The organism is Leifsonia sp. NPDC056665, from assembly GCF_042791795.1.
Lineage (GTDB): Bacteria > Actinomycetota > Actinomycetes > Actinomycetales > Microbacteriaceae > Leifsonia.
Window position 1 is genome coordinate 311,812 of the sequence record NZ_JBHTXK010000002.1, and the last position, 23,439, is coordinate 335,250.

27 protein-coding genes are annotated in these 23,439 nt (G+C 69.4%); 21 read left to right on the forward strand and 6 right to left on the reverse strand.

Annotation, left to right across the window (positions count from 1 at the left end; all coding sequences use genetic code 11):
* Positions 1–627: 627 nt before the first annotated feature.
* Positions 628–2,001, forward strand: coding sequence for a replicative DNA helicase (gene dnaB, locus ACFQ9V_RS03815; protein ID WP_370055388.1), 1,374 nt, complete (start codon positions 628–630; stop codon positions 1,999–2,001).
* 36 nt (positions 2,002–2,037) lie between these two features.
* Here dnaB and ACFQ9V_RS03820 read toward each other — a convergent pair whose 3' ends face one another.
* On the reverse strand, positions 2,038–2,325 hold the full coding sequence (locus ACFQ9V_RS03820) for a hypothetical protein (RefSeq protein ID WP_382457836.1): 288 nt from the start codon (positions 2,323–2,325) through the stop codon (positions 2,038–2,040).
* A gap of 124 nt (positions 2,326–2,449) precedes the next feature.
* Entirely contained in the window at positions 2,450–3,280 is an 831-nt protein-coding gene (locus tag ACFQ9V_RS03825; protein ID WP_382457837.1) for a type II CAAX prenyl endopeptidase Rce1 family protein, read from the reverse strand.
* A 66-nt stretch (positions 3,281–3,346) separates the two neighbouring features.
* Between ACFQ9V_RS03825 and ACFQ9V_RS03830 the strand changes: the two genes are divergently transcribed.
* Both ACFQ9V_RS03830 and ACFQ9V_RS03835 read left to right on the forward strand, forming a co-directional pair.
* Entirely contained in the window at positions 3,347–3,604 is a 258-nt protein-coding gene (locus ACFQ9V_RS03830; protein ID WP_382457838.1) for a DUF4287 domain-containing protein, read from the forward strand.
* Between the two features lie 108 nt (positions 3,605–3,712).
* Positions 3,713–4,219: a hypothetical protein gene (locus ACFQ9V_RS03835; protein WP_382457839.1), complete on the forward strand. Its 507-nt coding sequence runs from the start codon at positions 3,713–3,715 to the stop codon at positions 4,217–4,219.
* Positions 4,220–4,243: 24 nt separating this feature from the next.
* Here ACFQ9V_RS03835 and ACFQ9V_RS03840 read toward each other — a convergent pair whose 3' ends face one another.
* Positions 4,244–4,942, reverse strand: a complete 699-nt coding sequence (locus ACFQ9V_RS03840; RefSeq protein WP_382457840.1) for a Pr6Pr family membrane protein — start codon at positions 4,940–4,942, stop codon at positions 4,244–4,246.
* A gap of 98 nt (positions 4,943–5,040) precedes the next feature.
* Here ACFQ9V_RS03840 and ACFQ9V_RS03845 point away from each other — a divergent pair, with 98 nt between their 5' ends.
* Positions 5,041–5,640 carry an HdeD family acid-resistance protein gene (locus ACFQ9V_RS03845; protein WP_382457841.1) on the forward strand — a complete coding sequence of 200 codons (600 nt, stop codon included), beginning with the start codon at positions 5,041–5,043 and terminating at the stop codon, positions 5,638–5,640.
* A 26-nt stretch (positions 5,641–5,666) separates the two neighbouring features.
* A complete protein-coding gene (locus ACFQ9V_RS03850) occupies positions 5,667–6,002 on the forward strand; it encodes a hypothetical protein (RefSeq protein WP_382457842.1) in 336 nt (111 codons plus the stop codon).
* Positions 6,003–6,029: 27 nt separating this feature from the next.
* Here the strand turns inward: ACFQ9V_RS03850 and purB are convergent, their stop codons facing one another.
* Positions 6,030–7,409: an adenylosuccinate lyase gene (gene purB / locus ACFQ9V_RS03855; protein WP_382457843.1), complete on the reverse strand. Its 1,380-nt coding sequence runs from the start codon at positions 7,407–7,409 to the stop codon at positions 6,030–6,032.
* Positions 7,410–7,470: 61 nt separating this feature from the next.
* Positions 7,471–7,860 carry a phage holin family protein gene (locus tag ACFQ9V_RS03860; protein ID WP_382457844.1) on the reverse strand — a complete coding sequence of 130 codons (390 nt, stop codon included), beginning with the start codon at positions 7,858–7,860 and terminating at the stop codon, positions 7,471–7,473.
* A 60-nt stretch (positions 7,861–7,920) separates the two neighbouring features.
* Between ACFQ9V_RS03860 and ACFQ9V_RS03865 the strand changes: the two genes are divergently transcribed.
* From ACFQ9V_RS03865 to ACFQ9V_RS03935, 15 genes are all read left to right on the forward strand, one after another.
* A complete protein-coding gene (locus ACFQ9V_RS03865) occupies positions 7,921–8,397 on the forward strand; it encodes a hypothetical protein (RefSeq protein ID WP_382457845.1) in 477 nt (158 codons plus the stop codon).
* A 48-nt stretch (positions 8,398–8,445) separates the two neighbouring features.
* On the forward strand, positions 8,446–9,555 hold the full coding sequence (locus ACFQ9V_RS03870) for a histidinol-phosphate transaminase (protein WP_382457846.1): 1,110 nt from the start codon (positions 8,446–8,448) through the stop codon (positions 9,553–9,555).
* 4 nt (positions 9,556–9,559) lie between these two features.
* Positions 9,560–10,699, forward strand: a complete 1,140-nt coding sequence (locus ACFQ9V_RS03875; protein ID WP_382457847.1) for a thiamine pyrophosphate-dependent dehydrogenase E1 component subunit alpha — start codon at positions 9,560–9,562, stop codon at positions 10,697–10,699.
* A 326-nt stretch (positions 10,700–11,025) separates the two neighbouring features.
* On the forward strand, positions 11,026–11,991 hold the full coding sequence (locus ACFQ9V_RS03880; RefSeq protein ID WP_382457932.1) for an alpha-ketoacid dehydrogenase subunit beta: 966 nt from the start codon (positions 11,026–11,028) through the stop codon (positions 11,989–11,991).
* A 26-nt stretch (positions 11,992–12,017) separates the two neighbouring features.
* Positions 12,018–13,409, forward strand: coding sequence for a dihydrolipoamide acetyltransferase family protein (locus ACFQ9V_RS03885; protein ID WP_382457848.1), 1,392 nt, complete (start codon positions 12,018–12,020; stop codon positions 13,407–13,409).
* A gap of 145 nt (positions 13,410–13,554) precedes the next feature.
* Entirely contained in the window at positions 13,555–14,454 is a 900-nt protein-coding gene (locus ACFQ9V_RS03890; protein WP_382457849.1) for a metal ABC transporter solute-binding protein, Zn/Mn family, read from the forward strand.
* Positions 14,451–15,311, forward strand: a complete 861-nt coding sequence (locus ACFQ9V_RS03895; protein WP_382457850.1) for a metal ABC transporter ATP-binding protein — start codon at positions 14,451–14,453, stop codon at positions 15,309–15,311. The genes ACFQ9V_RS03890 and ACFQ9V_RS03895 overlap by 4 nt, the downstream gene beginning before the upstream one ends.
* On the forward strand, positions 15,308–16,165 hold the full coding sequence (locus tag ACFQ9V_RS03900) for a metal ABC transporter permease (RefSeq protein ID WP_382457851.1): 858 nt from the start codon (positions 15,308–15,310) through the stop codon (positions 16,163–16,165). Before ACFQ9V_RS03895 ends, ACFQ9V_RS03900 begins: the two co-directional genes overlap by 4 nt.
* Before the next feature lie 9 nt (positions 16,166–16,174).
* Positions 16,175–16,576: a Fur family transcriptional regulator gene (locus ACFQ9V_RS03905; RefSeq protein WP_382457852.1), complete on the forward strand. Its 402-nt coding sequence runs from the start codon at positions 16,175–16,177 to the stop codon at positions 16,574–16,576.
* 26 nt (positions 16,577–16,602) lie between these two features.
* Positions 16,603–17,334, forward strand: a complete 732-nt coding sequence (locus ACFQ9V_RS03910; RefSeq protein WP_382457853.1) for an NYN domain-containing protein — start codon at positions 16,603–16,605, stop codon at positions 17,332–17,334.
* Between the two features lie 254 nt (positions 17,335–17,588).
* Positions 17,589–17,825, forward strand: a complete 237-nt coding sequence (rpmB, locus tag ACFQ9V_RS03915) for a 50S ribosomal protein L28 (RefSeq protein WP_382457854.1) — start codon at positions 17,589–17,591, stop codon at positions 17,823–17,825.
* A complete protein-coding gene (gene rpmG / locus ACFQ9V_RS03920; protein WP_090039571.1) occupies positions 17,825–17,992 on the forward strand; it encodes a 50S ribosomal protein L33 in 168 nt (55 codons plus the stop codon). Before rpmB ends, rpmG begins: the two co-directional genes overlap by 1 nt.
* 2 nt (positions 17,993–17,994) lie before the next feature.
* Positions 17,995–18,300, forward strand: coding sequence for a 30S ribosomal protein S14 (rpsN, locus tag ACFQ9V_RS03925; protein WP_382457855.1), 306 nt, complete (start codon positions 17,995–17,997; stop codon positions 18,298–18,300).
* Positions 18,301–18,558: 258 nt separating this feature from the next.
* Positions 18,559–18,843 carry an HU family DNA-binding protein gene (locus ACFQ9V_RS03930; protein ID WP_308457987.1) on the forward strand — a complete coding sequence of 95 codons (285 nt, stop codon included), beginning with the start codon at positions 18,559–18,561 and terminating at the stop codon, positions 18,841–18,843.
* A 127-nt stretch (positions 18,844–18,970) separates the two neighbouring features.
* Positions 18,971–20,944, forward strand: a complete 1,974-nt coding sequence (locus tag ACFQ9V_RS03935) for a cytochrome c oxidase assembly protein (protein WP_382457856.1) — start codon at positions 18,971–18,973, stop codon at positions 20,942–20,944.
* 3 nt (positions 20,945–20,947) lie between these two features.
* Here ACFQ9V_RS03935 and ACFQ9V_RS03940 read toward each other — a convergent pair whose 3' ends face one another.
* Positions 20,948–21,988, reverse strand: a complete 1,041-nt coding sequence (locus ACFQ9V_RS03940) for a hypothetical protein (protein ID WP_382457857.1) — start codon at positions 21,986–21,988, stop codon at positions 20,948–20,950.
* Positions 21,989–22,080: 92 nt separating this feature from the next.
* Here ACFQ9V_RS03940 and ACFQ9V_RS03945 point away from each other — a divergent pair, with 92 nt between their 5' ends.
* A complete protein-coding gene (locus ACFQ9V_RS03945; protein ID WP_382457858.1) occupies positions 22,081–23,385 on the forward strand; it encodes an ATP-dependent RecD-like DNA helicase in 1,305 nt (434 codons plus the stop codon).
* Positions 23,386–23,439: the final 54 nt, after the last annotated feature.

Genomic DNA, 23,439 nt, shown 5'->3' on the forward strand with positions numbered 1-23,439 from the left:
TCACCCCGCCCCCCCGAGCCCCCCCCCGACCCCCGGCGCGGCACACCTCGACTTGCTGGGGCCCCCCCCCCCGGCCCCGCCGACTTGCCCGGGGGGGGGGGGGGGGCCCCCCCCCCCCGCTACACCTCGTTAAGCGGAGTTTTCCCCGGCTCCATCCACAGTGCACAGGCCCCGCCCGACCGCGTCGACCACAGGCCGCAGGGAACTTTTTACACACAGCCTGTGGAAACAAAAAGCCCTGATCAAACCAGCGTTTCGTCGCAAAGAATTTCGGTTTTCCACAGCGTATCCCACACCTTCTGCACAGCCGCGTCGGCGTTTCGCCCAGATTCTCCCCAGAGTTATCCACAGGTGGAGTTGTGGGCGCGGCGAGCGGTTCGTAGGGTGGAGCGACATCGACGGAAGACCGCCGAGGATCGGCTCGCAGAAGGCTGCGGGGCGTTGTCGGTGGCCGTCCGTAGTCTGCGAGCGGACGCGCTTCGGCGCGGTCTCTCCGGCACGGTCGCGACGGCTGTGCGGGAGCGGCCGCGCTCGGCGTGCCCGCGTGCCGTCCGGACGTGGGCGGCGCAGGCTTGAGGGGGAGCATCGACCGGTGCGCGCCCGATGCAGGAGAACTGAGGAGAGCACGTGTCGATCGCCCATATCGGTCTCGCCGACAGCCGCGAGCCGGGCGAGGCCCGCTCCCCCGAGCGCACCCCTCCACACGACCTCCTCGCCGAGCAGAGCGCCCTCGGCGGCATGCTGCTCAGCAAGGACGCCGTCGCCGACGTCGTCGAGGTCGTGCGCGGCACGGACTTCTACATCCCGAAGCACGAGATCATCTACGACGCGATCCTCTCGCTGTACTCGCACGGCGAGCCGACCGACGTCATCACCGTCACCGACGAGCTGACCAAGCTGGGCGAGCTGTCCCGCGCCGGTGGCGCCGAGTACCTCCACACGCTCACGAGCCTCGTCCCCACGGCCGCGAACGCCGGCTACTACGCCAACATCGTCACCGAGAAGGCACTGCTGCGCCGCCTCGTGGAGGCCGGCACCCGCATCACGCAGATGGGCTACAAGGCGGAGGGCGAGGTCCTCGACCTCGTCAACAACGCGCAGGCCGAGATCTACTCCGTCACCGGCCACCAGGAGGTCGAGGACTACGTCCCCCTCACCGAGGCCGTGACGGTCGCCATCGACGAGATCGAGGCGGCCAAGCACAAGGACGGCTCGATGACCGGCGTGCCGACCGGCTTCGCCGAGCTCGACGAGCTGACCAACGGCCTCCACCCCGGTCAGATGGTCATCGTCGCCGCGCGCCCCGCCCTCGGCAAGTCGACGCTGGCGCTCGACTTCGCGCGCGCCGCCGCCATCAAGCACGACATGCCGACCATCTTCTTCTCGCTCGAGATGGGGCGCAGCGAGATCGCGATGCGCCTCCTCTCCGCTGAGGCCACCGTCCCGCTGCAGCACATGCGCAAGGGCACCGTCGACAACCGCGACTGGACGACCATCGCCTCCACACGCGGGCGCATCAACGACGCCCCGCTCTACATCGACGACAGCCCGAACATGACGCTGGTCGAGATCCGCGCCAAGTGCCGCCGCCTCAAGCAGCGCGTCGGCCTCAAGATGGTGATCATCGACTACCTCCAGCTCATGACGAGCGGCAAGCGCGTCGAGAGCCGCCAGCAGGAGGTCAGCGAGTTCTCCCGTGCGCTGAAGCTGCTCGCCAAGGAGCTGCAGGTCCCCGTGATCGCCCTCTCCCAGCTCAACCGTGGCCCGGAGCAGCGCGCCGACAAGCTCCCCGCCCTGAGCGACCTCCGCGAGTCGGGCTCGATCGAGCAGGACGCGGACGTCGTCATCCTCCTCCACCGCGAGTCCGCCTACGAGAAGGACAACCCCCGCGCGGGCGAGGCCGACCTGATCGTCGCCAAGCACCGCAACGGCCCGACCAAGACCGTCACGGTGGCGTTCCAGGGCATGTACTCCCGGTTCGCGGACATGGCGCCGATGTGATGCTGGTTCGGCTGTGGAAGTCGACGCCGCGCTGGTCTACATCGGGATGACTTCGCCCACCTCGACGCTGCCCCCGTAGGAGAGGCCGGGGCATCCTTCGGCCAGCGCGGTCGCCGCAGTCAGGTCAGCTGCATCGACAAGCGCGTAGCCGGACAATGCGTTGGCTCCGGCGGACGTTCCGAGCAGCTTGGTCGCCCCGACGCGGCTGCCCATGTCGGTCAGCGCCGAGTCGAGGTTCTGGAACCAGGCGCCCCAGGCAGCGACCTGCTCCTCGGTGGCGTTCACGGCGGGGTCGTTGCGGAAAGCAAAAACGAAAGCAGACATGGTGGACTCCTTCTGATTCTGGTCGACGTCAGATGTCGACTCAGCAGTACGACGGGCGAGCGCGTACAAAATCGACACGTCTCAGAAATGGTTCTGCTGCACGGAGAGGTGACACGCGGCCGGGTCAGACGCGTGACCCTCGGGCCGGCGCTTCGAGTCCTTCTGCGGTGCTCTGCGAGACCCTGCCGCGGATGAAGATGAGCAGGATGAGCCCTGTGACGATCACAGCGGGGTTTCCGAGCCCGGCGAAGGCGGCCACCGGGCCCTGTGTCGGATACAGCGTGGAGAGGAACGTCGATGGGTCGGTCGACGCGTGCAGGAGGATCGGCCAGACCAGGTTGCCGGTGACGCGCAGTGCCAGGTACATGAGGATGCCGAACGCGAAGGTGTAGAGCAACTGGAGCGCGGTGGCGAACACCGACTGGCCCGTCAGGAGGTTGCCCGCGTGGAGGGCGGCGAAGAGGGCGGCCGAGACGGAGGCTACGGCGATCTCGCGGTACCCGTGCTTGCGCATCAGGTTCACGACGAAGCCGCGGGTCAACGTCTCTTCGGCGAAGCCGACGCACAGTCCCGCCACCAGCCAGGCGACGACCACACCGGCCCCGGCCTTGGCGTAGTCCACGGCGGCGAATCGCAGGACGTTGAAGAGCAGGACCACAGCGACGGCGATCCACATCCAGCCGCGACCGCGGATCGGTTGAGGGCCGAACAGCTCGCGCAACCAGCCGAGCGACCACGCGAAGGCGACCAGCACGAGACCGCCGAAGGTGATCGGGATGATCGTGAAGAGCCAGATCGCGGCCGCAGGCCCGGGTGCGGTCGGGAAGAGTGGAGCGAACAGCAGCGGGACGCCCTGGTAGATGACGAAGTAGGCGACGACCACGAGCAGCGAGCGCCACCAGCCGCCTTTCTCCCAGAAGCGCCGCCAGGGCGAGGACGTCTCGTGTTCTGACATGGCCCGAACCTATTGGGGCGGGAGGCACCCGGTCGAGACCGCACTTTTCGGCGCTAGGATTCCCGCATGACCCAGCACCGCGTCGTCGCTCCCGTGATCGCACCCGGCGAGAAGGTCATGGGGCCGCCGTCGTACTTCCCGAGCATCGAGAAGAACTACGGGCGGCCGGTCCAGGAGTGGCTGGACCTCGTCGTCGAGCGGCTGGACACCGGGGCCACGCACATGGAGGCCGTCGGCTGGCTGAAGTCCGAGTACGGGATGGGGCACGGGCACGCCAACGCCCTCGTCGGCTACGCGAAGGGCAAGCTGGCCGAGCAGGCGTGACCGGCTCGCCGACGCTGGGCCACCCGAAAGCGTGCGCATAGCGTTCTCCAAGCGCGGATCATCCTCAGGGAGGACGCGCGGCTCCGCCCGGCGGAGTCGAATGCGAGAGTGAACACCATCCTCATCCCGTTGCTGCAAGGCGCAGGCGCCGTCGCCCTCGCTGTGGTGTCGTTCGCGCTCGCCTTCACCTGGCCCTCCCTGATCGAGCCGATCGCGCGGCTGCGGTCCGAGCGCGGGCGGCTGGTCGGCTTCGCGGCGGTCGGCGCCCTCCTCCTGCTCGCGGCGAGCATCGTCTACGTCGTGCCGGGCGTCCTGCTGAGCGACGACTTCGGCGCGGTCGTGGTGGCGCCGCTCGCCGTCACCTGGACCATCCTGGCCGCGGCGCTCGGCCTCCGCTCGCTCTTCCAGACCGGTCTCGCTCGCGTGGTCTCGGCGACGTTCTCGATCGTGACGGTCTTCGGGGCCGCGGCCGGCGTGCTCATCGCGCTGAGCTGGCACCACCCGATCAGCGCCACCGTCCTGCCGACCGGGGCGTTCGTGCTCATCGTCGGAGCCATCGCCGGGATCGTCGCCTGGGCACGTCCGGACGGCGACGAGCTCCCCGTCGTCGCCTAGCGGCCGGCCGACCGCGTCGAGCGATCAGGCCGTTGTGGCGTCGCCCGGGAGGGCGCGGTCGGCTCGCCAGCGTCGGGACACCCAGACCACGCCGTAGCCCGCGCACAGGATCACAGCAGCGATCAGCACGATGTAGAACGCGACAGACAGGTAGCCGTTCGCCGATGTCTGAGGGTTCAGGAAGGGATACGGGTACCACGGTTGCTTCCCGGTGACGGGGTCGGCCGCGAAGGGGCCGCGCAGCAGCGTGTAGCCGGCCCAGACGATCGGGAACGCCGCGATCCCCCACACCGTGCGGCGGCGCAGCGGGATCCGGCCGGGCGCGAGCAGCCAGTCCAGCACCAGATACAGCGGCGCAACGACATGCAGCACCTCGTTCGACCACGGGACGGTCGTGCCCTGCGGGAGCGGGATGTTCCGCAGCAGGAGGTTGTAGACGACCCCGGTGGTCAGCATGTACGTGACGACGGCGGCGCGCAGCCCGGCGAACCAGCTGGGATCGTCGGCTCGACGGGTGAGCAGCAGCACCGCGCCGATCCCGAGGACGACGACCGAGGCGACGTTGGACTCGATGGTGAAGAAGCTGAAGAAGTTCACGACGAAGCCTGCGACGTTGCCGCCCGTGTCCGCGATCAGCCGGACGCTCGTCGCGAACTGGGCCACGATCGCTGCGAGGACGAGTAGCGCGACGAGTGCGCGGAGCACCCCGAAACCGATCCGCATGGCGCGATCGTAGCGGCGGCGGGAGGCTGCCGCCCGGCAAACGCGCAGGTATCCCGCGACTAGACTGAGACCGAATCCTGACTGAGAGAGGTCGCCGAGTGGCACCCGCCGTTCCCCAGAATCAGGGCGATCCGAACTCGAGCCGTTATTGGGTCGTCCCCGCCGTGCGCGCGATCGTCGCGCTCGCCGCGGCCGCCGTCATCACCTTCACCCGCGACGCGCACACTCCGCAGTTCGGCCTCATCGTCTTCGGCGTCTTCGCGGTGGCCGACGGGCTCGCGACCAGCGTCCTCAGCCTCCTGTTCGCCCCGAAGCGCCTCAGCCGGACCCTCTTCGCCGTGCAGGGCTGCATCGGCATCCTCGCCGGAGTGTTCGCCATCGCCCTCAACACCAGCGGGATGGGCCTCTACCTCTACGTCGTGACCGTGTGGGCGGCGCTCACCGGCATCCTTGAGCTCTACAGCGGCGTGCGCGAGCGCCGGAACGACGCGGCCGCGCGCGACTGGCTCATCACCGGGGCGCTCACCGCGATCCTGGCCCTGGTGCTCGTCTTCGTGCCGGCCGACGCGGTGCTCGCCATCGGCCTGTTCGGGGCCTGGGCGGTGATCGTCGGCGTCTTCCAGGGCATCGGCGCGGCCTCCCTGCGATCGGCGGCCCGCTCCGCCACGGCTGCCCGCCGGACGGAGAGCGGAACGTGACGAAGCGCGACAAGAAAGACCCCAGCGTGACCAACAGTCTCCAGCCGACCCGCCGCGACCGCTTCCTGCCCGCCGAGCTGCTCGGCATCTCCGCGGGCCTCGGCGTCTTCGTCGGACTCATCGTCCTGATCGCGACGCGCGAGTTCATCCTCGCCGGCGTCGCCCTCGGGATCGCTTTCATCCTGTCGCTCGTGCTGATGGCACTGTTCGCCCTCGCGTTCAAGCCGACCGCGGCCGAAGTGGAGGACATCCACGAGCAGGACGTGGAGGCGGAGGAGAAGGCCGCCGGTCACGCTCCGCACGGTGACGCCGTGAAGCCGGACCAGACCGACGGCGACGACCGGGAGCCCCGGGGACACTGAGCCCCCTGGCGCCCGCCGTCTGCGTCCTCAGAGCCGGTCGACCAGCTCCGACGCCAGCCCCACGTACCCGGCCGGCGTGAGCGCCAGCAGGCGGTTCTTCGCCGCCTGACCGATCTCGAGGCCATCGACGAACGCCGTGAGAGCCTCGTGGTCGACGCGCTTGCCGCGGGTCAGCTCCTTGAGCAGCGCGTACGGGTCGGAGATCGTGGAGCGGCCGGCGGTGACCTCCGCGCGGATCACGGTCTGGATGGCCTCCGCCAGTACCTCCCAGTTGAGGTCGAGGTCGGTCGCCAGCGCCGTGCGGTCGAGCGAGATCTGGGCGAGGCCGCGCTGGATGTTGTCGAGCGCCAGGAGCGAGTGGCCGAGGCCCACGCCGATGTTGCGCTGCGTGGTCGAGTCGGTGAGGTCGCGCTGCAGGCGGCTGGTCACCAGCGTGGCGGCGAGCGAGTCGAGGACGGCGCTGGAGAGCTCGAGGTTGGCCTCCGCGTTCTCGAAGCGGATCGGGTTGACCTTGTGCGGCATGGTCGAGGAGCCGGTCGCGCCGGGCTCCGGGGTCTGCCGGAAGTAGCCGAGCGAGATGTACGTCCAGACGTCCGTGCACAGGTTGTGCAGGACGCGGTTGGCGTGCGAGATGCGGGAGTACAGCTCCGCCTGCCAGTCGTGCGACTCGATCTGCGTGGTGAGCGGGTTCCAGTCGAGGCCGAGGCTCTCCACGAACTCCTGCGAGATGCGCGGCCAGTCGGCGTCGGGGTCCGCGACGAGGTGCGCGGCGAAGGTGCCGGTCGCGCCGCTGAACTTGCCCAGGTACTCGGTGGCCTCCACCTGCGTGCGGATGCGGTCGAGGCGGTGCACGAAGACGGCGAGCTCCTTGCCCATCGTCGTCGGCGTCGCGGGCTGGCCGTGCGTGCGGGCGAGCATGGCGTCGTCGCGGTACTGGATCGCCTGCGCGCGCAGTTCGCCGATGACGGCGCGGAACGCGGGCAGCCACACCTGGGCGACGGCGGCGCTGACGGTGAGCGCGTAGGAGAGGTTGTTGATGTCCTCGCTGGTGGCGGCGAAGTGGGTGAGCTCGGCGATGTGGTCGAGGCCGAGGGCGTGCAGGCGCTCGCGGACCAGGTACTCGACGGCCTTCACGTCGTGCTTGGTGGTGGCCTCCAGCTCGGCGAGCCGGTCGATCTCGGGCTGGCCGAACCCGTCGGCGAGGGCGCGGAGCTGGCCGACCTGCTCGTCGGTGAGCGGGGAGGAGTCGAACATCCGGTGGCTCGTCAGGTAGATGAGCCACTCCACCTCGACCTGGACGCGCGCCCGGTTGAGGCCCGCCTCCGACAGGTGGTCGCCGAGGCCGAGAACCGCGGACCGGTAGCGGCCGTCCAGGGGGCTGAGCGGCTGGGGAGGCAGGGCGGTCATGAGGCTCCTCGCGGAATCGGCGTGGTGGGATCGCCTCTATTCTCCCGCACTCGCGAGGGGCTCAGCGCTCGCGCGTGAAGGGCCGGAAGATCAGGCCGATCAGCCAGGCGATGATCCCGAGCACCAGAGCGCCGAGGACGCCCCACCAGAAGCCGGCGACGTGGAGGCCGAACCCCATCAGACCGCTGATCCACGACACCAGGAGCAGCAGCAGGCCGTTCACGATGAACGAGATGAGCCCGAGCGTCAGGATGTAGATCGGGAAGGCGACGATGCGGATCGCCGTGCCGACGATCGCGTTGACCACGCCGAAGATGAGCGCGACGAGCAGGTAGGTCAGGACGGTCGCCGTGGTGCCGGGGGCGTAGGGGACGACGGTGATGCCGCTGACGAGGAGGGTCGTCAGCCACAGGGCCACCGCGTTGATGATCACCTTGAGCAGGAATCGCATGGGCACATCCTCCCAAACGGGAGGCGCGGGGGACAGGGGCTCGCCGCTAGAGTCGCGAGCGTGCCCAATGGAGACGGCCTTGTGGAGCCGCAGCCCTACCCTGCCCAACGCGCGAAGAAGGCGTACCCGCCGCTGCAGTGGTGGCCGCTGCGGGTGATGAATCCGTGGCACAAGTTCGGGGTGTTCGTCGTGTACGTGGTGGCGAGCAATGTCGTCACCCGTTCGGCCGAACTGCTGATCCCGAAAACGGCGGTGGATAACGCCTGGGCGGTCCTGGGTACTGCGCTCATCGTCGCGATCGCCCGGTCATTCCGGGGATGGGACGAGCCTGTTGTCGCACCGCGCGCCTGGTGGAGGCTCACAGCCAGACCGCGCGCCGGGTGGTGGTTGGCAGCGATGTATCTGCTCGCGGCGTTCGTGCCTGTCGACCGTGGATGGCATCCGGAACTGCTGGTCGAGGGTGTCACCTCGCTCCTCCTCGGCCTCGCCTTCCTCAACTCCTCGATCCGCCTCACCATCCTGCGTCGTCGCCCCTAATAAAGAGGAATGCTCCCGCGGGTATGCGCCCGCGACTAAGTTGGGTCTGTGACTGACGAAGACGCGCTTGGCGTGCGGCTGCGGCCCGAGATCGTGGCGGTCCCCGCCTACAAGCAGGGGCGGCCCGCGCCGGCGGACGGCTTCAAGCTGTCCAGCAACGAGAACCCCTATCCCCCGCTCCCCTCGGTCGTGGAGGCCGTGGCCGGCACCCTGGCCGAGCTCAACCGGTACCCGAACGCGGGCGGCGCCGACCTCCGCGAGCGGCTCGCCGAGCGGCACGGCGTGGAGGTCGACCAGGTCCACCTCGGCAGCGGGTCGGTCGCGCTGCTCGCGCAGCTCATCTCCGCCGCCGCGGGCACGGGCGACGAGGTCGTCTACTCGTGGCGGTCGTTCGAGGCCTACCCGGGCCTGGTCACCGTCGCGGGCGCGACAAGTGTGCAGGTGCCGAACCGGGCGGACGGCGGACACGACCTGCCGGCGATGGCCGCGGCGATCACCGACCGCACGCGCGTCGTCATCGTCTGCACGCCCAACAACCCGACCGGCCCGGTCGTCTCGGCCGCCGAGTTCGAGGCGTTCATGGCCTCCGTGCCGCGCGACCTGCTGGTGCTGCTCGACGAGGCATACTACGAGTTCGTCACCGACGACGCCTCGGTGGACGGCATCCCGCTGCTCCCCCGCTACCCGAACCTCGTCGTGCTGCGCACGTTCTCGAAGGCCTACGGGCTCGCCGCGCTCCGGATCGGCTACGCGGTCGGGCCGGCGGCGGTGCTGAACGCGGCGCGGTCGGCGGCCATCCCGCTGTCGGTGACCGACGCCTCCCGGGTCGCAGCGCTCGCGTCGATCGACGCGGAGGACGAGCTCATGGAGCGCGTGGCGCGCATCGCCATGCGCCGCGACAAGCTGCGCAATGCCCTGGTCGACCAGGGCTGGAACGTCCCGCAGGCCAACGGCAACTTCGTCTGGCTGGTCACCGGCGAGGACACCGCCGCGGCCAACGACGCGTTCTTCGACGCGGGGCTCACGGTGCGGGCGTTCCCGCCGGAGGGCATCCGGATCAGCGTCGGGGAGCAGGAATCTGTGGAGAAACTCCTGGAGGTCACCGCCGATCTTGTGCGGAACCTACCAAATGGGCACCCCGGCAAGCGGTTAGGTTAGAACGGTGGTTGCGACGAACGATACCCCGCGCCCGGCGAACACCGTCCAGCTGCTGACCGCAGACGGCCGGTTCCAGCCGAGCGATCCGGCCGGAGAGTACCTCCCCTACCTCGAGCGACTCGGGGAGGAGGACTACCGCACCTTCTACCGCGACATGGTCCGCGTGCGGGCGGTCGACAACGAGGGGGCCAACCTCCAGCGCCAGGGCCAGCTCGGCCTGTGGGTGCCGAGCCGCGGCCAGGAGGGCGCCCAGGTGGGCTCCGCCCGGGCGGCCAAGCCGCAGGACAACCTCTTCCCGTCGTACCGGGAGCATGTGGTCGGCATGATTCGCGGCATCGACCCGGTCGGCATCATGGGCCTGCTGCGCGGCACCACGCACGGCGGCTGGGACCCGACCGACCCGGCGATCCACGGCTTCCACCTCTACACGCTCGTGATCGGCTCGCACACGCTGCACGCCACCGGCTACGCGATGGGCGTCAAGCTCGACGGCAAGGTCGGCACCGGCGACCCGGACGTGGATGAGGCGGTGATCGCCTACTTCGGCGACGGCGCGACCAGCCAGGGCGACGTCAGCGAGGCGTTCGTCTTCGCGGCCAGCTACCAGACTCCGCAGGTGTTCTTCCTGCAGAACAACCACTGGGCCATCTCGGTGCCGGTGAAGACGCAGTCGCGCACTCCGCTCTACCTGCGGTCGAGCGGCTTCGGGATCCCGGGCGTGCAGCTCGACGGCAACGACGTGCTCGCCGCCTACGCGGTGACCGCGAAGCACCTCGACGACGCGCGCAACGGCGAGGGCCCGAGCATGATCGAGGCGCTCACGTACCGGATGGGCGCGCACACGTCGAGCGACGACCCGACGAAGTACCGCACCGACGACGAGGTGGCGTACTGGGCCGAGCGCGACCCGATCCTGCGGTTCCGGGCGTTCTTGGAGAACCAGGGCGTCGGCCAGGCGTTCTTCGACGCGGCGGAGGAGGAGGCGGCCGATCTGGCCGCCGACGTCCGCCGGCGCACGCTCGCCCTCGAGGTTCCCCCAATCGAGAGCATGTTCGACAACGTCTACAGTGAGCCGCATCCCGTGATGGACGAGCAGCGACGCTGGCTGCAGGAGTACGAAGCGTCGTTCGGAGGTGACGCATGAGCGACCTGAGAGGCGAGACCGGATACGTGGAGGCCGAGCTGGTGGAGGACGAGACGCCGGACGGTGACAGCGCCGTGCACGACGAGCCGTTCGACGACACGCAGGCCATCGATGTGGTCGAGATCGTGGAGAGCGAGCCCGGCTCACTCGTGCTCGAAGAGCACGTGGCCGAGCAGGAGTGGACGCGCGAGTTCGTGGTCGAGGACGAGACGGTTCCGGAGCAGGCTGCCGCGATCGACGCGGAGTCGGAGGTCGGGGAGCCGCAGGAGCCCGCCGCCGCCGATACGGAGACCCCCGCCGAGCCCGAAGGCCCGCGCATCCAGTCGATGCCGATGGTGAAGGCGCTCAACGCCGGCCTCCGGCGCGCGCTCGCCGAGGACCCGAAGGTCCTGCTCATGGGCGAGGACATCGGCCCGCTGGGCGGCGTCTTCCGCGTCACCGAGGGCCTCCAGGCCGAGTTCGGCGCCAAGCGCGTGCTCGACACGCCCCTCGCGGAGGCGGGCATCATCGGCTCGGCCATCGGCCTGGCGATGCGCGGCTACCGTCCGGTGGTGGAGATTCAGTTCAACGGCTTCGTCTTCCCCGGCTTCGACCAGATCACGACGCAGCTCGCCAAGCTGACCAACCGGCACAGCGGCGCCGTCTCGATGCCGGTCGTCATCCGCATCCCGCACGGCGGCCACATCGGCGCCGTCGAGCACCACCAGGAGTCGCCGGAGGCGTACTTCGCGCACACCCCCGGCCTGCGGATCGTCGCGCCGTCGACGCCGAACGACGCCTACTGGATGATCCAGGAGGCCATCGCCTCCGACGACCCGGTGATCTTCTTCGAGCCGATGAGCCGCTACTGGCCGAAGGGCGACGTGGACACCGAGGAGAACCCGGTGCCGCTGCACTCCAGCCGTGTGGTCCGCACCGGCACGGACGCGACGATCGTCGCGTGGGCGGGCATGGTCCCGGTCGCGCTGCGCGCCGCCGAGGTCGCCGCCGAGGAGGGCCGCAGCCTGGAGGTCGTCGACCTGCGCTCGCTCGCGCCCATCGACTACGCGCCCGTGCTGCAGTCCGTACAGAAGACCGGCCGGCTCATCGTGGCGCAGGAGGCCCCCGGCACCGTGTCCGTCGCCTCCGAGGTCGCCGCGGTGGTCGCCGAGAAGGCCTTCTACTCGCTGGAGTCGCCCGTGCTCCGCGTCGCCGGCTTCGACACCCCCTTCCCGCCGGCCAAGCTGGAGGGCGTCTACCTGCCCGACGCCGACCGCATCCTCGAAGCCGTCGACCGCGCGCTCGCGTACTGAGCCCCGCCGAACGAAAGAAGCCGTACATGAGCGAGTCCCAGTTCCTGCTGCCCGACGTCGGCGAGGGTCTGACCGAGGCCGAGATCGTCTCGTGGAAGGTCGCGCCGGGTGAGCCTGTCGCGGTCAACCAGGTGATCGTGGAGATCGAGACGGCCAAGTCGCTCGTGGAGCTGCCGTCGCCGTTCGAGGGGACAGTCAGCGAGCTGCTCGTGTCCGAGGGCCAGACCGTGGAGGTCGGCACGCCGATCATCACCGTCACCGCCGGTTCAGCGCCCGCCGCCCCGGCCGAGCCGGTCGGCGAGGTCGAGGAGGCCGAGGCCGACGCCGCGCAGAGCGTCTCGCACGAGGTGGACGAGCCGAAGCCGGGCGCCGTGCTCGTCGGGTACGGCGCGGCCGGCCACGGGACCAGCCGCCGGCGCCGGGTGACGCACCCGGGCACCGCCTCCATCCCGGTGACGTTCACGCCGGCGCCCGCCGCGCCCGCGCCTTCGCAGGCTGCTGCGCCTGCCGCCGCTCCCGCACCGTCCGCCCCGGCCGGCGCCTCCCCCATCGGCAGCGCCCCCGTGATCGCCAAGCCGCCGATCCGCAAGCTGGCGAAGGACCTCGGCGTCGACCTCTCGCTGGTCACCCCGACCGGACCGATCGGCGACATCACCCGGGAGGACGTGCTCCGCGAGGCGACCCAGGCGAGCGTGTTCCGCAACATCCAGACGCCGGCCTGGCCGGACGACCGCGAGGACCGCATCCCGGTCAAGGGCGTGCGCAAGGCGATCGCCAACGCGATGACCACCAGCGCCTTCAGCGCCCCGCACGTCAGCCTGTTCGTCGACATCGACGCCACGCGCACGATGGAGTTCGTCAAGCGCCTCAAGACGTCGCCCGACTTCGTCGGGGTCAAGGTCTCGCCGCTGCTCATCGTCGCGAAGGCGATCATCTGGGCCGTGCGCCGCAACCCGACCGTGAACTCCACGTGGACCGACGAGGAGATCATCGTCCGGCACTACGTGAACCTCGGCATCGCCGCCGCGACGCCGCGCGGGCTGATCGTTCCGAACGTCAAGGAGGCGCAGGGGATGACGCTGCTCGAGCTCGCCAAGGCGCTCGAGGAGCTGACGCTGATCGCGCGCGAGGGCAAGACTCCCCCGGCCGACATGGCGGGCGGCACGATCACCATCACGAACATCGGCGTGTTCGGGATGGACACCGGAACGCCCATCCTGAACCCGGGCGAGGTCGGCATCGTCGCGCTGGGCACCATCAAGCAGAAGCCGTGGGTCGTGGACGGCGAGGTGCGCCCGCGCTACGTCACGACCGTGGGCGCCTCGTTCGACCACCGGGTGGTGGACGGGGATGTCGCCTCGCGGTTCCTGGCGGACGTGGCCTCCATCATCGAGGAGCCCGCGCTGCTGCTGGACTGAGCGCCGCACATTCGTGCCGAATGCAGCGTTTGACCGCGCCATTCGCGACATTCGGCACGAATCTGGGTCGCGGGCTTAGTGATTTTGACAATCGTTCTCAATTAGGGATAGATTCGTGGGACACCCACGAATTAGACAGGCCCCTATGTTGAAGCGCTCCGTCTTCACCCTCGCCCTCGCCGCCGCGACCGTCGCCGCCCTCACCGGCTGCTCGGCCGGCTCTGCCGCCGACGACGGGAAGGTCCGCGTCGTCGCCAGCACCAACGTCTACGGCGACATCGCCTCCACCATCGCCGGGAACGCCGTCGATGTGACCGCCCTGATGTCTGACCCGGCCCAAGACCCGCACTCGTTCGAGGCAAGCGCCCAGAGCCAGCTCGCCGTCTCGAAGGCCGACATCCTCATCGAGAACGGCGGCGGCTACGACGACTTCATGAACACCCTCCGCACCGGGTCGAAGAACACGAAGGCCACTGTGCTGAACGTGGTCGACCTCTCGGGCAAGAACGCCGCAGGAGGGGAGCTCAACGAGCACGTCTGGTACGACTTCCCGACCATCCAGAAGTTCACGAGCGCCCTGACCGACGCGCTGTCGAAGGCCGACCCGGCGCAGAAGGCGACCTTCGCGAAGAACGCCGCGGCCTTCTCCGGAAAGCTGGCCGCACTCCAGGCCCGGGAGGCCGAGCTGAAGTCGAAGTACGCCGGAGAAGGGGTCGCGATCACCGAGCCCGTTCCGCTCTACCTGCTGGAGTCCGCCGGGCTCGTGAACAAGACGCCGGAGAAGTTCAGTGCGGCCATCGAGGCGGGCACCGACGTGTCGCCGCTCGTGCTGCAGCAGACGCTCGCGCTGTTCAGCGGCCACCGCGTGAGGCTGCTCGCCTACAACGAGCAGACCAGCGGACCCGAGACCGACCGCGTGAGGGCGGCGGCCACAGCGGCGGACATCCCCGTCGTCCCCGTCACCGAGACGCTGCCGAAGGGCAAGGACTACGTGAGCTGGATGAACGCCAACCTCGACGCCGTGGGAGCGGCGCTGGCCAAGTGAGCGAGCCGATCGAACGCGTGGCCGCGCCGGCGGAGCGCGACGTCGTGCTCAGCCTGCGCGACGCGGCCCTCGGCTTCGGGGACCGCACGCTGTGGAGCGGGCTCGACCTGGATGTGCACGCCGGCGAGTTCGTCGCCGTGCTCGGGCCGAACGGCTCGGGCAAGACCAGCCTGCTCAAGACGATCCTCGGCCAGCAGTCGCTGGACTCCGGGAGCATCGTGCTCGACGGCCGCGCGGTGCGGCGCGGCGACCGGCGCATCGGCTACATCCCGCAGCAGAAGCTCATCCCGGCCGGCACCCCGATGCGCGCACGCGACCTCGTCGCGCTCGGCGTCAACGGGCACCGCTGGGGCCTCCCGATCCCGAACCGCGCCGACCGCGCGCAGGTGGATCAGCTCATCGACTCCGTCGGGGCGCGCCGCTATGCGGACACCCCGGTCGGATCGCTGTCCGGCGGCGAGCAGCAGCGTCTGCGTGTCGCGCAGGCGCTCGCCGGGGACCCGGCACTGCTGCTCTGCGACGAGCCGCTGCTGTCGCTCGACCTCCAGCACCAGCGCGGGGTCAGCGAGCTCATCGACCGCCGCAGGCGCGACCACGGCAGTGCGGTGGTCTTCGTCACGCACGACGTGAACCCGGTGCTCGGGATGGTCGACCGCGTGCTCTACCTGGCCGGCGGCCGGTTCCGCACCGGCACCCCCGACGAGGTGCTGCGCAGCGAGGTGCTCACCGACCTGTACGGGACTCCCGTGGACGTCATCCGCAGCCGCGGGCGTATCGTCGTCGTCGGCATCCCGGACGCCGAGACCCACGAGCACCACGACCACACCCGCACCTCGCACCCGGAGCCGGCCGCATGAACGATCTCTGGTCGCAGCTCTTCAACTTCACCGACTACGGCGAGCTGCTCGCGCTGGTGCGCAACTCGATCTTCGCGGGCGCGGTGCTCGGCGTCGTCGGCGGCCTGATCGGCGTCTTCGTGATGCAGCGGGACATGGCGTTCGCCGTGCACGGGATCAGCGAGCTCTCGTTCGCGGGGGCGGCCGTCGCGCTGCTGTTCGGCGTGAACGTCGTCGCCGGGTCGCTCGTCGGATCGCTGATCGCCGCCATCCTGATCGGCCTCCTCGGCGCCAAGGCGCGGGACCGCAACTCGATCATCGCGGTGTTGATGCCCTTCGGGCTGGGGCTCGGGATCCTCGCGCTTGCGCTCTATCCCGGCCGCAGCGCCAACAAGTTCGGCCTGCTGACCGGCCAGATCGTGTCGGTCGACGACCCGCAGCTCGGATCGCTGCTCGTCATCGGGGCGCTGGTGCTGATCGGCCTCCTGCTGATGTGGCGCCCGCTCATGTTCGACAGCCTGGACGCCGACGTCGCCGCCTCCCGCGGCGTCCCGACGCGCTTCGTCGCGCTCGCCTTCATGGTGCTGCTCGGCCTCGCGGTCGCGGTGTCGGTGCAGATCGTCGGCGCACTCCTGGTGCTGTCGCTGCTCGTGACGCCCGCGGCCGCGGCGATGCGCATCTCGTCGTCGCCGCTGCTGGTGCCGCTGCTGAGCGTGGGCTTCGCCCTTCTCTCGATCGTGGGCGGCATCCTGCTGGCGCTCGGCAGCTCCCTGCCGATCAGCCCGTACGTGACGACGATCTCGTTCCTGATCTACGTGGTCTGCCGGCTCGTGGGCGCCCGGAGTTCCCGGCGACTCGTGAGCCAGAGAGGCTAGCCTGGAACCGTGAAGCGCAACACCTGGCAGCGGGAGGCCGTCCGAGAGGCCCTGTCCTCGACGGAGGGCTTCATCAGCGCGCAGGGGCTCCACCTGACGCTGCACGAGACGGGCTCCCCGATCGGCCTGGCGACCGTGTACCGGGCGCTCGCCGACCTCGCGGCGGAAGGCGACGCGGACTCTCTGCAGTCGCCGGAGGGCGAGAGCCTCTACCGCGCGTGCACGACGGGACACCATCACCACCTGATCTGCCGCAAGTGCGGGCTGACGGTGGAGATCGAGGCCGACGAGGTCGAGCAGTGGGCGCGCGCGGCGGCGGCGTCGCACGGGTTCACGCAGGCGCAGCACGTGGTGGATGTGTTCGGGTTGTGCGCGGGGTGCACGGCGAAGGCTGCGGAATCTAACGCCTGACATACGTGTTTCGCTAGAGTGGGTCGATGCGGATCGGGGTCTACGTCGACGGGTACAACCTCTACTACGGCGCGAGGAAGCACTGCGGTCGTTCGACCGCGGGCTGGCGATGGCTGGATGTGCGCGCCCTCGTGGAGCCGCTCGCCGGCTGGCCCGATGCGCGGATCTCGCGGGTGGTCTACTGCACCGCTCGTGTCGATCCCCTGGACAGCCCGGATGCACGGCTCGACCAGTCCATCTACCTCGATGCCCTGCTGGCGTCGCAGTCGGTCGATCTGATCGCCGAGGGGCGCTATGTCTCGTGGGCGAAGGCCGAACCGCTGGTGGCCGAACCGCCGGGCACCTATCGCCCGAGCGTGTACCGGCACGACGATGAGTCGTGGGACAGTCGCCTGCCATTGCGTGCGATCCCGTCCGGCGACGATCGGCTCGTAATGGCGACGGTCAGGAAGCGCGAAGAGAAGGGGTCCGACGTGAATGTCGCATCCCATCTGCTCTTCGATGTGCTCACGGCTGCGGTGGATGGGGCCATCGTCGTGTCGAACGACTCGGACCTGGAGTTGCCGCTGCGGCTCGCGCGCGAACGCGTGCCCGTCGGAACGGTCAACCCATCGACGAATCCGACGGCCGGCGCATTGAAAGGCGAGCCGGAGGACGGTGTGGGCCGGCACTGGTGGCGACGACTCACGGCGGCGGACTACCGGCGGAGCCAGCTACCTGACCCCGTTGAGAACCTACGGAAGCCGACCGGGTGGTGACAAAGAAAAGACCCGCTCTCACGTGGAGGAGCGGGTTGGTGGTTAAAGCATACACAAAAACGTGGTTGTTGTCCCACGAATCGCGATTTGGCTGCGCGCGGCCCCATGCCGTAGCATGGATGTTTGGCTGAGTGGGCTCCTCCCGCTCTGCAGCCGTGTACGAAACCCCACCCCATAAAACGGATGGGAAGTCGTGCGCCGACAAGTGACCTTGGGTGGTGCCGGATGGCATCACGGTATTGGAGAAGAAAGCAATGGCAGCAGTGTGCCAGGTGACTGGAGCCGTTCCCGGCTTCGGTCACAACATCTCGCACTCGCACCGTCGCACGAAGCGCCGGTTCGACCCGAACATCCAGAAGAAGACGTACTACGTCCCGTCTCTTCGTCGTAACGTCACCCTGACGCTGAGCGCCAAGGGCATCAAGGTCATCGACGCCCGTGGCATCGAGTCCGTGGTCAAGGACATCCTGGCCCGTGGGGAGAAGATCTAATGGCGAAGCAGCAGGACATCCGTCCGATCATCAAGCTCCGTTCGACGGCGGGCACCGGTTACACCTACGTGACCAAGAAGAACCGTCGCAACGACCCCGACCGCCTCGTGCTCAAGAAGTACGACCCTGTCGTGCGCAAGCACGTCGACTTCCGAGAGGAGCGCTAAACATGGCCAAGACGTCCAAGATCGCCAAGAACGAGCAGCGTAAGGTCATCGTCGAGCGCTGGGCCGCGAAGCGTGCCGAGCTGAAGAAGCAGCTCGTCGACCCGAACGGCACCGACGAGTCCCGTGAGGCCGCTCGCCTGGGCCTCCAGAAGCTCCCCCGTGACGCCTCCCCCATCCGCGTGCGCAACCGCGACGCGGTGGACGGCCGTCCCCGTGGAAACCTCAGCAAGTTCGGCATCTCGCGTGTCCGCTTCCGCGACATGGCGCACCGAGGCGAGCTGCCCGGCATCACCAAGTCGAGCTGGTAACACCCAGCGTCGGCTGCTGAGAAAGCAGCGAACGACACCCTTTGGAGGGGCGTCCGGCATCCGCCGGGCGCCCCTTCGTCGTCCCCGGGGCTGAACACGCCCTGGCAACAGGCGAAAAATCCGCGAGAATCCGCGTAATTCCGCGGGATTCTGATACATTCGAGGCGGTCAACCGACCAAAACGTTATGGCCCACTGTGGCCTCAACCGTTCCACAAGACAGCTGAACTACCAGCACAAGGTCCGAGGAGGACACTCAATGGCTGACAACCTGAACAAGACCGAGCTCGTTGCTGCCGTCGCCGCGGCGTCGGGTCAGAGCCAGGCCACCGTCTCGAGCGTCGTCGACGCGTTCTTCGCCACGATCAGCGAGACCGTCAAGGGTGGCGGCAAGGTCACCATCCCGGGCTGGCTCGCCGCCGAGCGCACCGAGACTGCCGCTCGCACCGGCCGCAACCCGCAGACGGGCGCCGAGATCTCGATCCCGGCCGGCCACCGCGTCAAGCTGACCGCGGGCTCCAAGCTCAAGGCTGCCGTCAAGTAACAGCCTGAACAGGCTCCACGGGGGCGGCGTCGCGACTGCGGCGCCGCCCCCGTTCCGTTGTGCCGACAGGGATCCGCGCCGCTGTGCTGTGGGCAGGCGCACAGCAGCGGAGACGTAGGCTTGACGGGTGCCCAGACTTCTCCGTGTGATCGGTCCCGCCGTGCTCCTGGCGGCCGCTCTGGTGTCGGTCGTCGCGGCGCTCTCCTTCGGCGGAGGGGCAGCCGCGCCCCTGCTGCTCGACCCCGGCGCGCTGGTGCGCTGGGGCCTCCCGATCTCGACGCTCGTCGTCAACCTCAGCCTCTCCGGGACGGTCGGCGCGCTGGTCCTGGCCTGCTTCGCGTTCAAGGCGGACAGGGACGAGTACGGCACGGCCCTCGACTTCGCCGCCGCCTGCGCCGCGATCATGACGGTGGCCTCCGCAGTGTCCGGCCTGTTCACGTTCGTCAGCGTCGCCAACGTGCCCTGGTCGTTCGACCAGACCTTCACCAACGGGCTGAGCTCGTTCGTCACCAGCGTGTCGCTCGGTCAGGCCTGGCTGGGCATCACGCTGATCGCCGCCGCCGTCACGGTGCTCTGCTTCGCGGTGCGCAACCAGACGGCGATCGTCTTCGTCACGCTGCTGGCGATGGCCGCGGTCGTGCCGATGGCGCAGCAGGGGCACAGCTCGGAGGCCGCCGGCCACGACGCCGCGGTGACCTCCTTCGGGCTGCACGTGCTGTTCGCCGCGATCTGGCTGGGCGGCCTCCTGACCCTCATCGTCATCAAGCGCACGCTGGGCGACGGGCGGCTGGTGACGGTGCTGGAGCGGTACTCCAGCATCGCGCTCATCTGCTTCATCGTGGTGGCCCTGTCGGGGTACGTGAACGCCGAGCTGCGCGTCGGGACACTGGCCGAGCTGGCGACGCCGTACGGCATCCTGGTGCTCGTCAAGGTCGCTGCGCTCGTCGTCCTCGGGCTGTTCGGGCTCATGCAGCGCCGCGTCCTCATCGAACGGCTGAAGCGGCTGGGCGAGGGCCGGACGTTCTGGTGGATCGTCACCGCCGAGCTGGCCTTCATGGGCATCGCGTCGGGCGTGGCCGCTGCGCTCGCCCGCACCGTGACGCCGGTGCCGCAGACGCGGGCGGCGGTGCCGACGCCCGCGGAGATCCTCACCGGCGAGAAGCTCCCGCCGGAGCTCACCTGGGGCCGGCTCTTCACGACGTGGAACTTCGACCTGCTCTGGGTGCTCGCCTGCGGCTTCGCCCTGTTCTTCTACCTGGCCGGCGTGTGGAGGCTGCACAAGCGCGGCGACAAGTGGCCGATCTACCGCACGGTGCTCTGGACGCTCGGCATCGTCCTGCTCTTCTACATCACCAATGGCGGCGTGAACGTCTACGAGAAGTACCTGTTCTCGGCGCACATGTCGGCGCACATGGTCCTCACGATGGCGGTCCCGCTGCTGCTGGTTCCCGGCGCGCCGGTGACGCTCGCCGTCCGGGCGATCCGCAAACGCCAGGACGGCACGCGCGGCGGCCGCGAGTGGATCCTGCTCGCGGTGCACTCCCGGTTCGCGGGGATCATCTCGCATCCGCTGGTCGCGGCAGGGCTGTTCGCCGGGTCGCTCTGGGCGTTCTACTACACGCCGCTCATCCGCTGGGCGACGACCGACCACATCGGGCACGAGTGGATGGTCGTGCACTTCGTGATCACGGGCTACCTGTTCGTGCAATCGCTGATCGGCATCGACCCGGTCAAGTACCGGCTCCCGTACCCGTTCCGGTTGCTGCTGCTGCTCGGCACGATGGCGTTCCACGCGTTCTTCGGGCTGTCCATCATGCAGATGCACGGCCTCCTGCTGGCCGACTGGTTCGGCGCGATGGGCCGGACCTGGGGCGCGACGCCGCTGGTCGACCAGCAGACGGGCGGCGGGATCGCGTGGAGCATCGGCGAGATCCCGACGGTGATCCTGGCGATCGTGGTGGCCATCCAGTGGAGCCGCAGCGACGAGCGCGATTCGAAGCGGCAGGACAGGAACGCCGACCGCACGAACGACGCGGAGCTGAGGGCGTACAACGAGCAGCTCGCCCGGCTGGCGGCGCGGGACGGCACGGTGCAGCGGTAGCCGCTACTCCCCCACGACGATGTCGAGGGATCCGTCCGGCCGGATGACGACGCTGGTCAGCGAGACGGCGAACTTCTCGTCGGACTCCCGGTGCTCGATGCTGCCGTCGAAGATGGACTGCACGGTCACGGAGAGGTGCGCGATCCCGACCGCCTGCAACATGGTCCAGGAGGTGTCGCCCGGCACGAGGTGGACCGCGGGGTACTGCGTGATCTTCCAGGTGGGCGCACCCTGCACGCGGTCGTCGATCACCACGCCGAACGGGCATCCCGCCGGCTGGAGGACCTGCTGCTTCGCGCACTCGTCGAGGAAGCCGTTCAGCTCCTTCTGCACGGCCGCCGTGAAGGCGTCGTTCGGCTGTGCGTCGACCGTCGCCGCCACGGTGGCGGCCGGCGCGGTCGCCACGTTCACCGGAGCGGCGTGCGTGTACCTGTCGGAGTGGCCCAGCACGTAGAGCGACGGCGCGGGGACCAGATACCCGGCGCTCACGCTGAACGCGGTCGCCGGCTGCGACGGGGCGGCGGCGCGCGGGCTCACGGTGTGGCCGCCGACGGTGAAGTTCTGCGCGTGGGCGACGGTGATGTGCGCGACGCCGACGGGCGTGCGCGCGAACTCCCAGGTCCGCAGGAGGCCGAGGACGGCGCCGGTCTGGCGGAGCTCGAACGCGGCGGTGACCGGGTGGCCGTCGACGACGACGTGCACCGTGACCGTGCGGCGCCCGTCAGGGCCGGCCGTGTCGGAGACGACGCGGGTGTCGGTGTAGTCCGGGAGCAGGTCGGAGCGCAGCAGCTCGCTGGAGGCGTCCCCCTGCAGTCCCGCGGCGGCCAGGGCCTGCTTCGTCGGCGCCGCGCCCGGCATGGCGAGCGCGCTGGTCAGGTCGTGCGAGGCGAGCGCGCCGACGTAGGCGGAGACGAACCCCTCCGGGCTGTAGAAGGCCCGCTGGACGGCGCCGAGCGCGGCGATGAACGCGGCGACGAGGAGGACGCCGACGCCCGCCCAGAGCAGCACCGGCCGGAGTCCGCCGACCCTGCCGTCCCCACCCATAGCTGCCATCCTATGGGCCTGTGGATAAGCCGCCCTGGCGCTGCGCGCGGGGTTAGAGTAGTTCGGCAGGTCGCGCGAGGGAAGGGATCCGGATGGGCGGACTCTCGCTCTCGTCCGAGCAGCGGGCGGTGTTCGAGCTGATCGAGCACACGCGCGACCATGTGTTCGTGACGGGCAGAGCCGGAACCGGCAAGTCCACGCTGCTGAACCACCTGTCGTGGAACACCGAGAAGTCGATCGTCATCGCCGCGCCGACCGGCGTCGCCGCGCTGAACGTCGGCGGCCAGACCATCCACTCGCTGTTCAAGCTGCCGATCGGGGTCATCGCGGACCACGACATCGACCAGACCAGCGAGCTGCGCAAGCTGCTGAACAGCATCGACACCTTGGTGATCGACGAGGTCTCGATGGTGAACGCCGACCTGATGGACGCGGTCGACCGGAGCCTCCGTCAGGCCAGGCAGCGGCCGAAGGAGGTGTTCGGTGGCGTCCAGATCGTGCTGTTCGGCGACCCGTACCAGCTCGCCCCCGTGCCCGGCGACCACGAGGAGCGCGCCTACTTCGCCGACACCTACCGCTCGATGTGGTTCTTCGACGCGAAGGTGTGGCGGGAGGCGGACCTCCAGATCGTCGAGCTGCTGCAGGTGCACCGGCAGCACGAGTCCGACTTCCGCTACATGCTCAACGCGGTGCGGCACGGGCAGGTGACGAAGGAGATCGCCGACCGACTGAACGAGGTCGGCGCGCGCCCGGCGCCGCGGGACGGCACGATCACGCTCGCGACGCGCAACGACACGGTGAACCGCATCAACGCGCAGGCGCTGGAACAGCTGCCCGGCCGGCCGCTGACGGCCAAGGCCGAGGTCAGCGGCGACTTCGGCGGCCGCAACTACCCGGCCGACGAGGTGCTGGAGCTGAAGGTCGGCGCGCAGGTGATGTTCCTGCGCAACGACGTCGGCCAGGGCGACGGGCCGCGCTGGGTGAACGGCACCATCGGCACCGTGACCCGCATCGACTCCAACGTCTACGTGGACGTCGACGGCGAGGTGCACGAGGTCGAGCCGGCGATCTGGGAGAAGTACCGCTACAACTACTCCCCCGAGACCAAGAAGCTCACCAAGGACGTGGTCGCGGAGTTCACGCAGTTCCCGCTGCGGCTCGCGTGGGCGGTCACCATCCACAAGTCGCAGGGCAAGACGTACGACGCGGCGATCGTCGACCTCGGCGCCCGCGCGTTCACCTCGGGCCAGACCTACGTCGCGCTGAGCCGGATCACCAGCCTGGAGGGTCTCTACCTGACCCGCCCGCTGCGCCCGAGCGACATCACGGTGGACCCGGACGTGGAGCGCTTCATGCGCGACGCCCGGTCGATGCGGGTGCCGATCGCGGCGGAATGACCGGGCGGGCTCCGACCTGATCCCTAGGGAGCGCAGCCTTCGTCATGGCATGCT

Coding starts and splice junctions, on each gene's coding strand:
- ACFQ9V_RS03820 (WP_382457836.1), bottom strand. CDS start 2,325: ATGTCTGCTTTCGTTTTTGCTTTCCGCAACGACCCCGCCGTGAACGCC.
- ACFQ9V_RS03825 (WP_382457837.1), bottom strand. CDS start 3,280: ATGTCAGAACACGAGACGTCCTCGCCCTGGCGGCGCTTCTGGGAGAAA.
- ACFQ9V_RS03830 (WP_382457838.1), top strand. CDS start 3,347: ATGACCCAGCACCGCGTCGTCGCTCCCGTGATCGCACCCGGCGAGAAG.
- ACFQ9V_RS03840 (WP_382457840.1), bottom strand. CDS start 4,942: ATGCGGATCGGTTTCGGGGTGCTCCGCGCACTCGTCGCGCTACTCGTC.
- purB (WP_382457843.1), bottom strand. CDS start 7,409: ATGACCGCCCTGCCTCCCCAGCCGCTCAGCCCCCTGGACGGCCGCTAC.
- ACFQ9V_RS03860 (WP_382457844.1), bottom strand. CDS start 7,860: ATGCGATTCCTGCTCAAGGTGATCATCAACGCGGTGGCCCTGTGGCTG.
- ACFQ9V_RS03880 (WP_382457932.1), top strand. CDS start 11,026: ATGCCGATGGTGAAGGCGCTCAACGCCGGCCTCCGGCGCGCGCTCGCC.
- ACFQ9V_RS03885 (WP_382457848.1), top strand. CDS start 12,018: ATGAGCGAGTCCCAGTTCCTGCTGCCCGACGTCGGCGAGGGTCTGACC.
- ACFQ9V_RS03890 (WP_382457849.1), top strand. CDS start 13,555: ATGTTGAAGCGCTCCGTCTTCACCCTCGCCCTCGCCGCCGCGACCGTC.
- ACFQ9V_RS03900 (WP_382457851.1), top strand. CDS start 15,308: ATGAACGATCTCTGGTCGCAGCTCTTCAACTTCACCGACTACGGCGAG.
- ACFQ9V_RS03910 (WP_382457853.1), top strand. CDS start 16,603: ATGCGGATCGGGGTCTACGTCGACGGGTACAACCTCTACTACGGCGCG.
- rpmB (WP_382457854.1), top strand. CDS start 17,589: ATGGCAGCAGTGTGCCAGGTGACTGGAGCCGTTCCCGGCTTCGGTCAC.
- rpmG (WP_090039571.1), top strand. CDS start 17,825: ATGGCGAAGCAGCAGGACATCCGTCCGATCATCAAGCTCCGTTCGACG.
- rpsN (WP_382457855.1), top strand. CDS start 17,995: ATGGCCAAGACGTCCAAGATCGCCAAGAACGAGCAGCGTAAGGTCATC.
- ACFQ9V_RS03930 (WP_308457987.1), top strand. CDS start 18,559: ATGGCTGACAACCTGAACAAGACCGAGCTCGTTGCTGCCGTCGCCGCG.
- ACFQ9V_RS03940 (WP_382457857.1), bottom strand. CDS start 21,988: ATGGGTGGGGACGGCAGGGTCGGCGGACTCCGGCCGGTGCTGCTCTGG.
- ACFQ9V_RS03945 (WP_382457858.1), top strand. CDS start 22,081: ATGGGCGGACTCTCGCTCTCGTCCGAGCAGCGGGCGGTGTTCGAGCTG.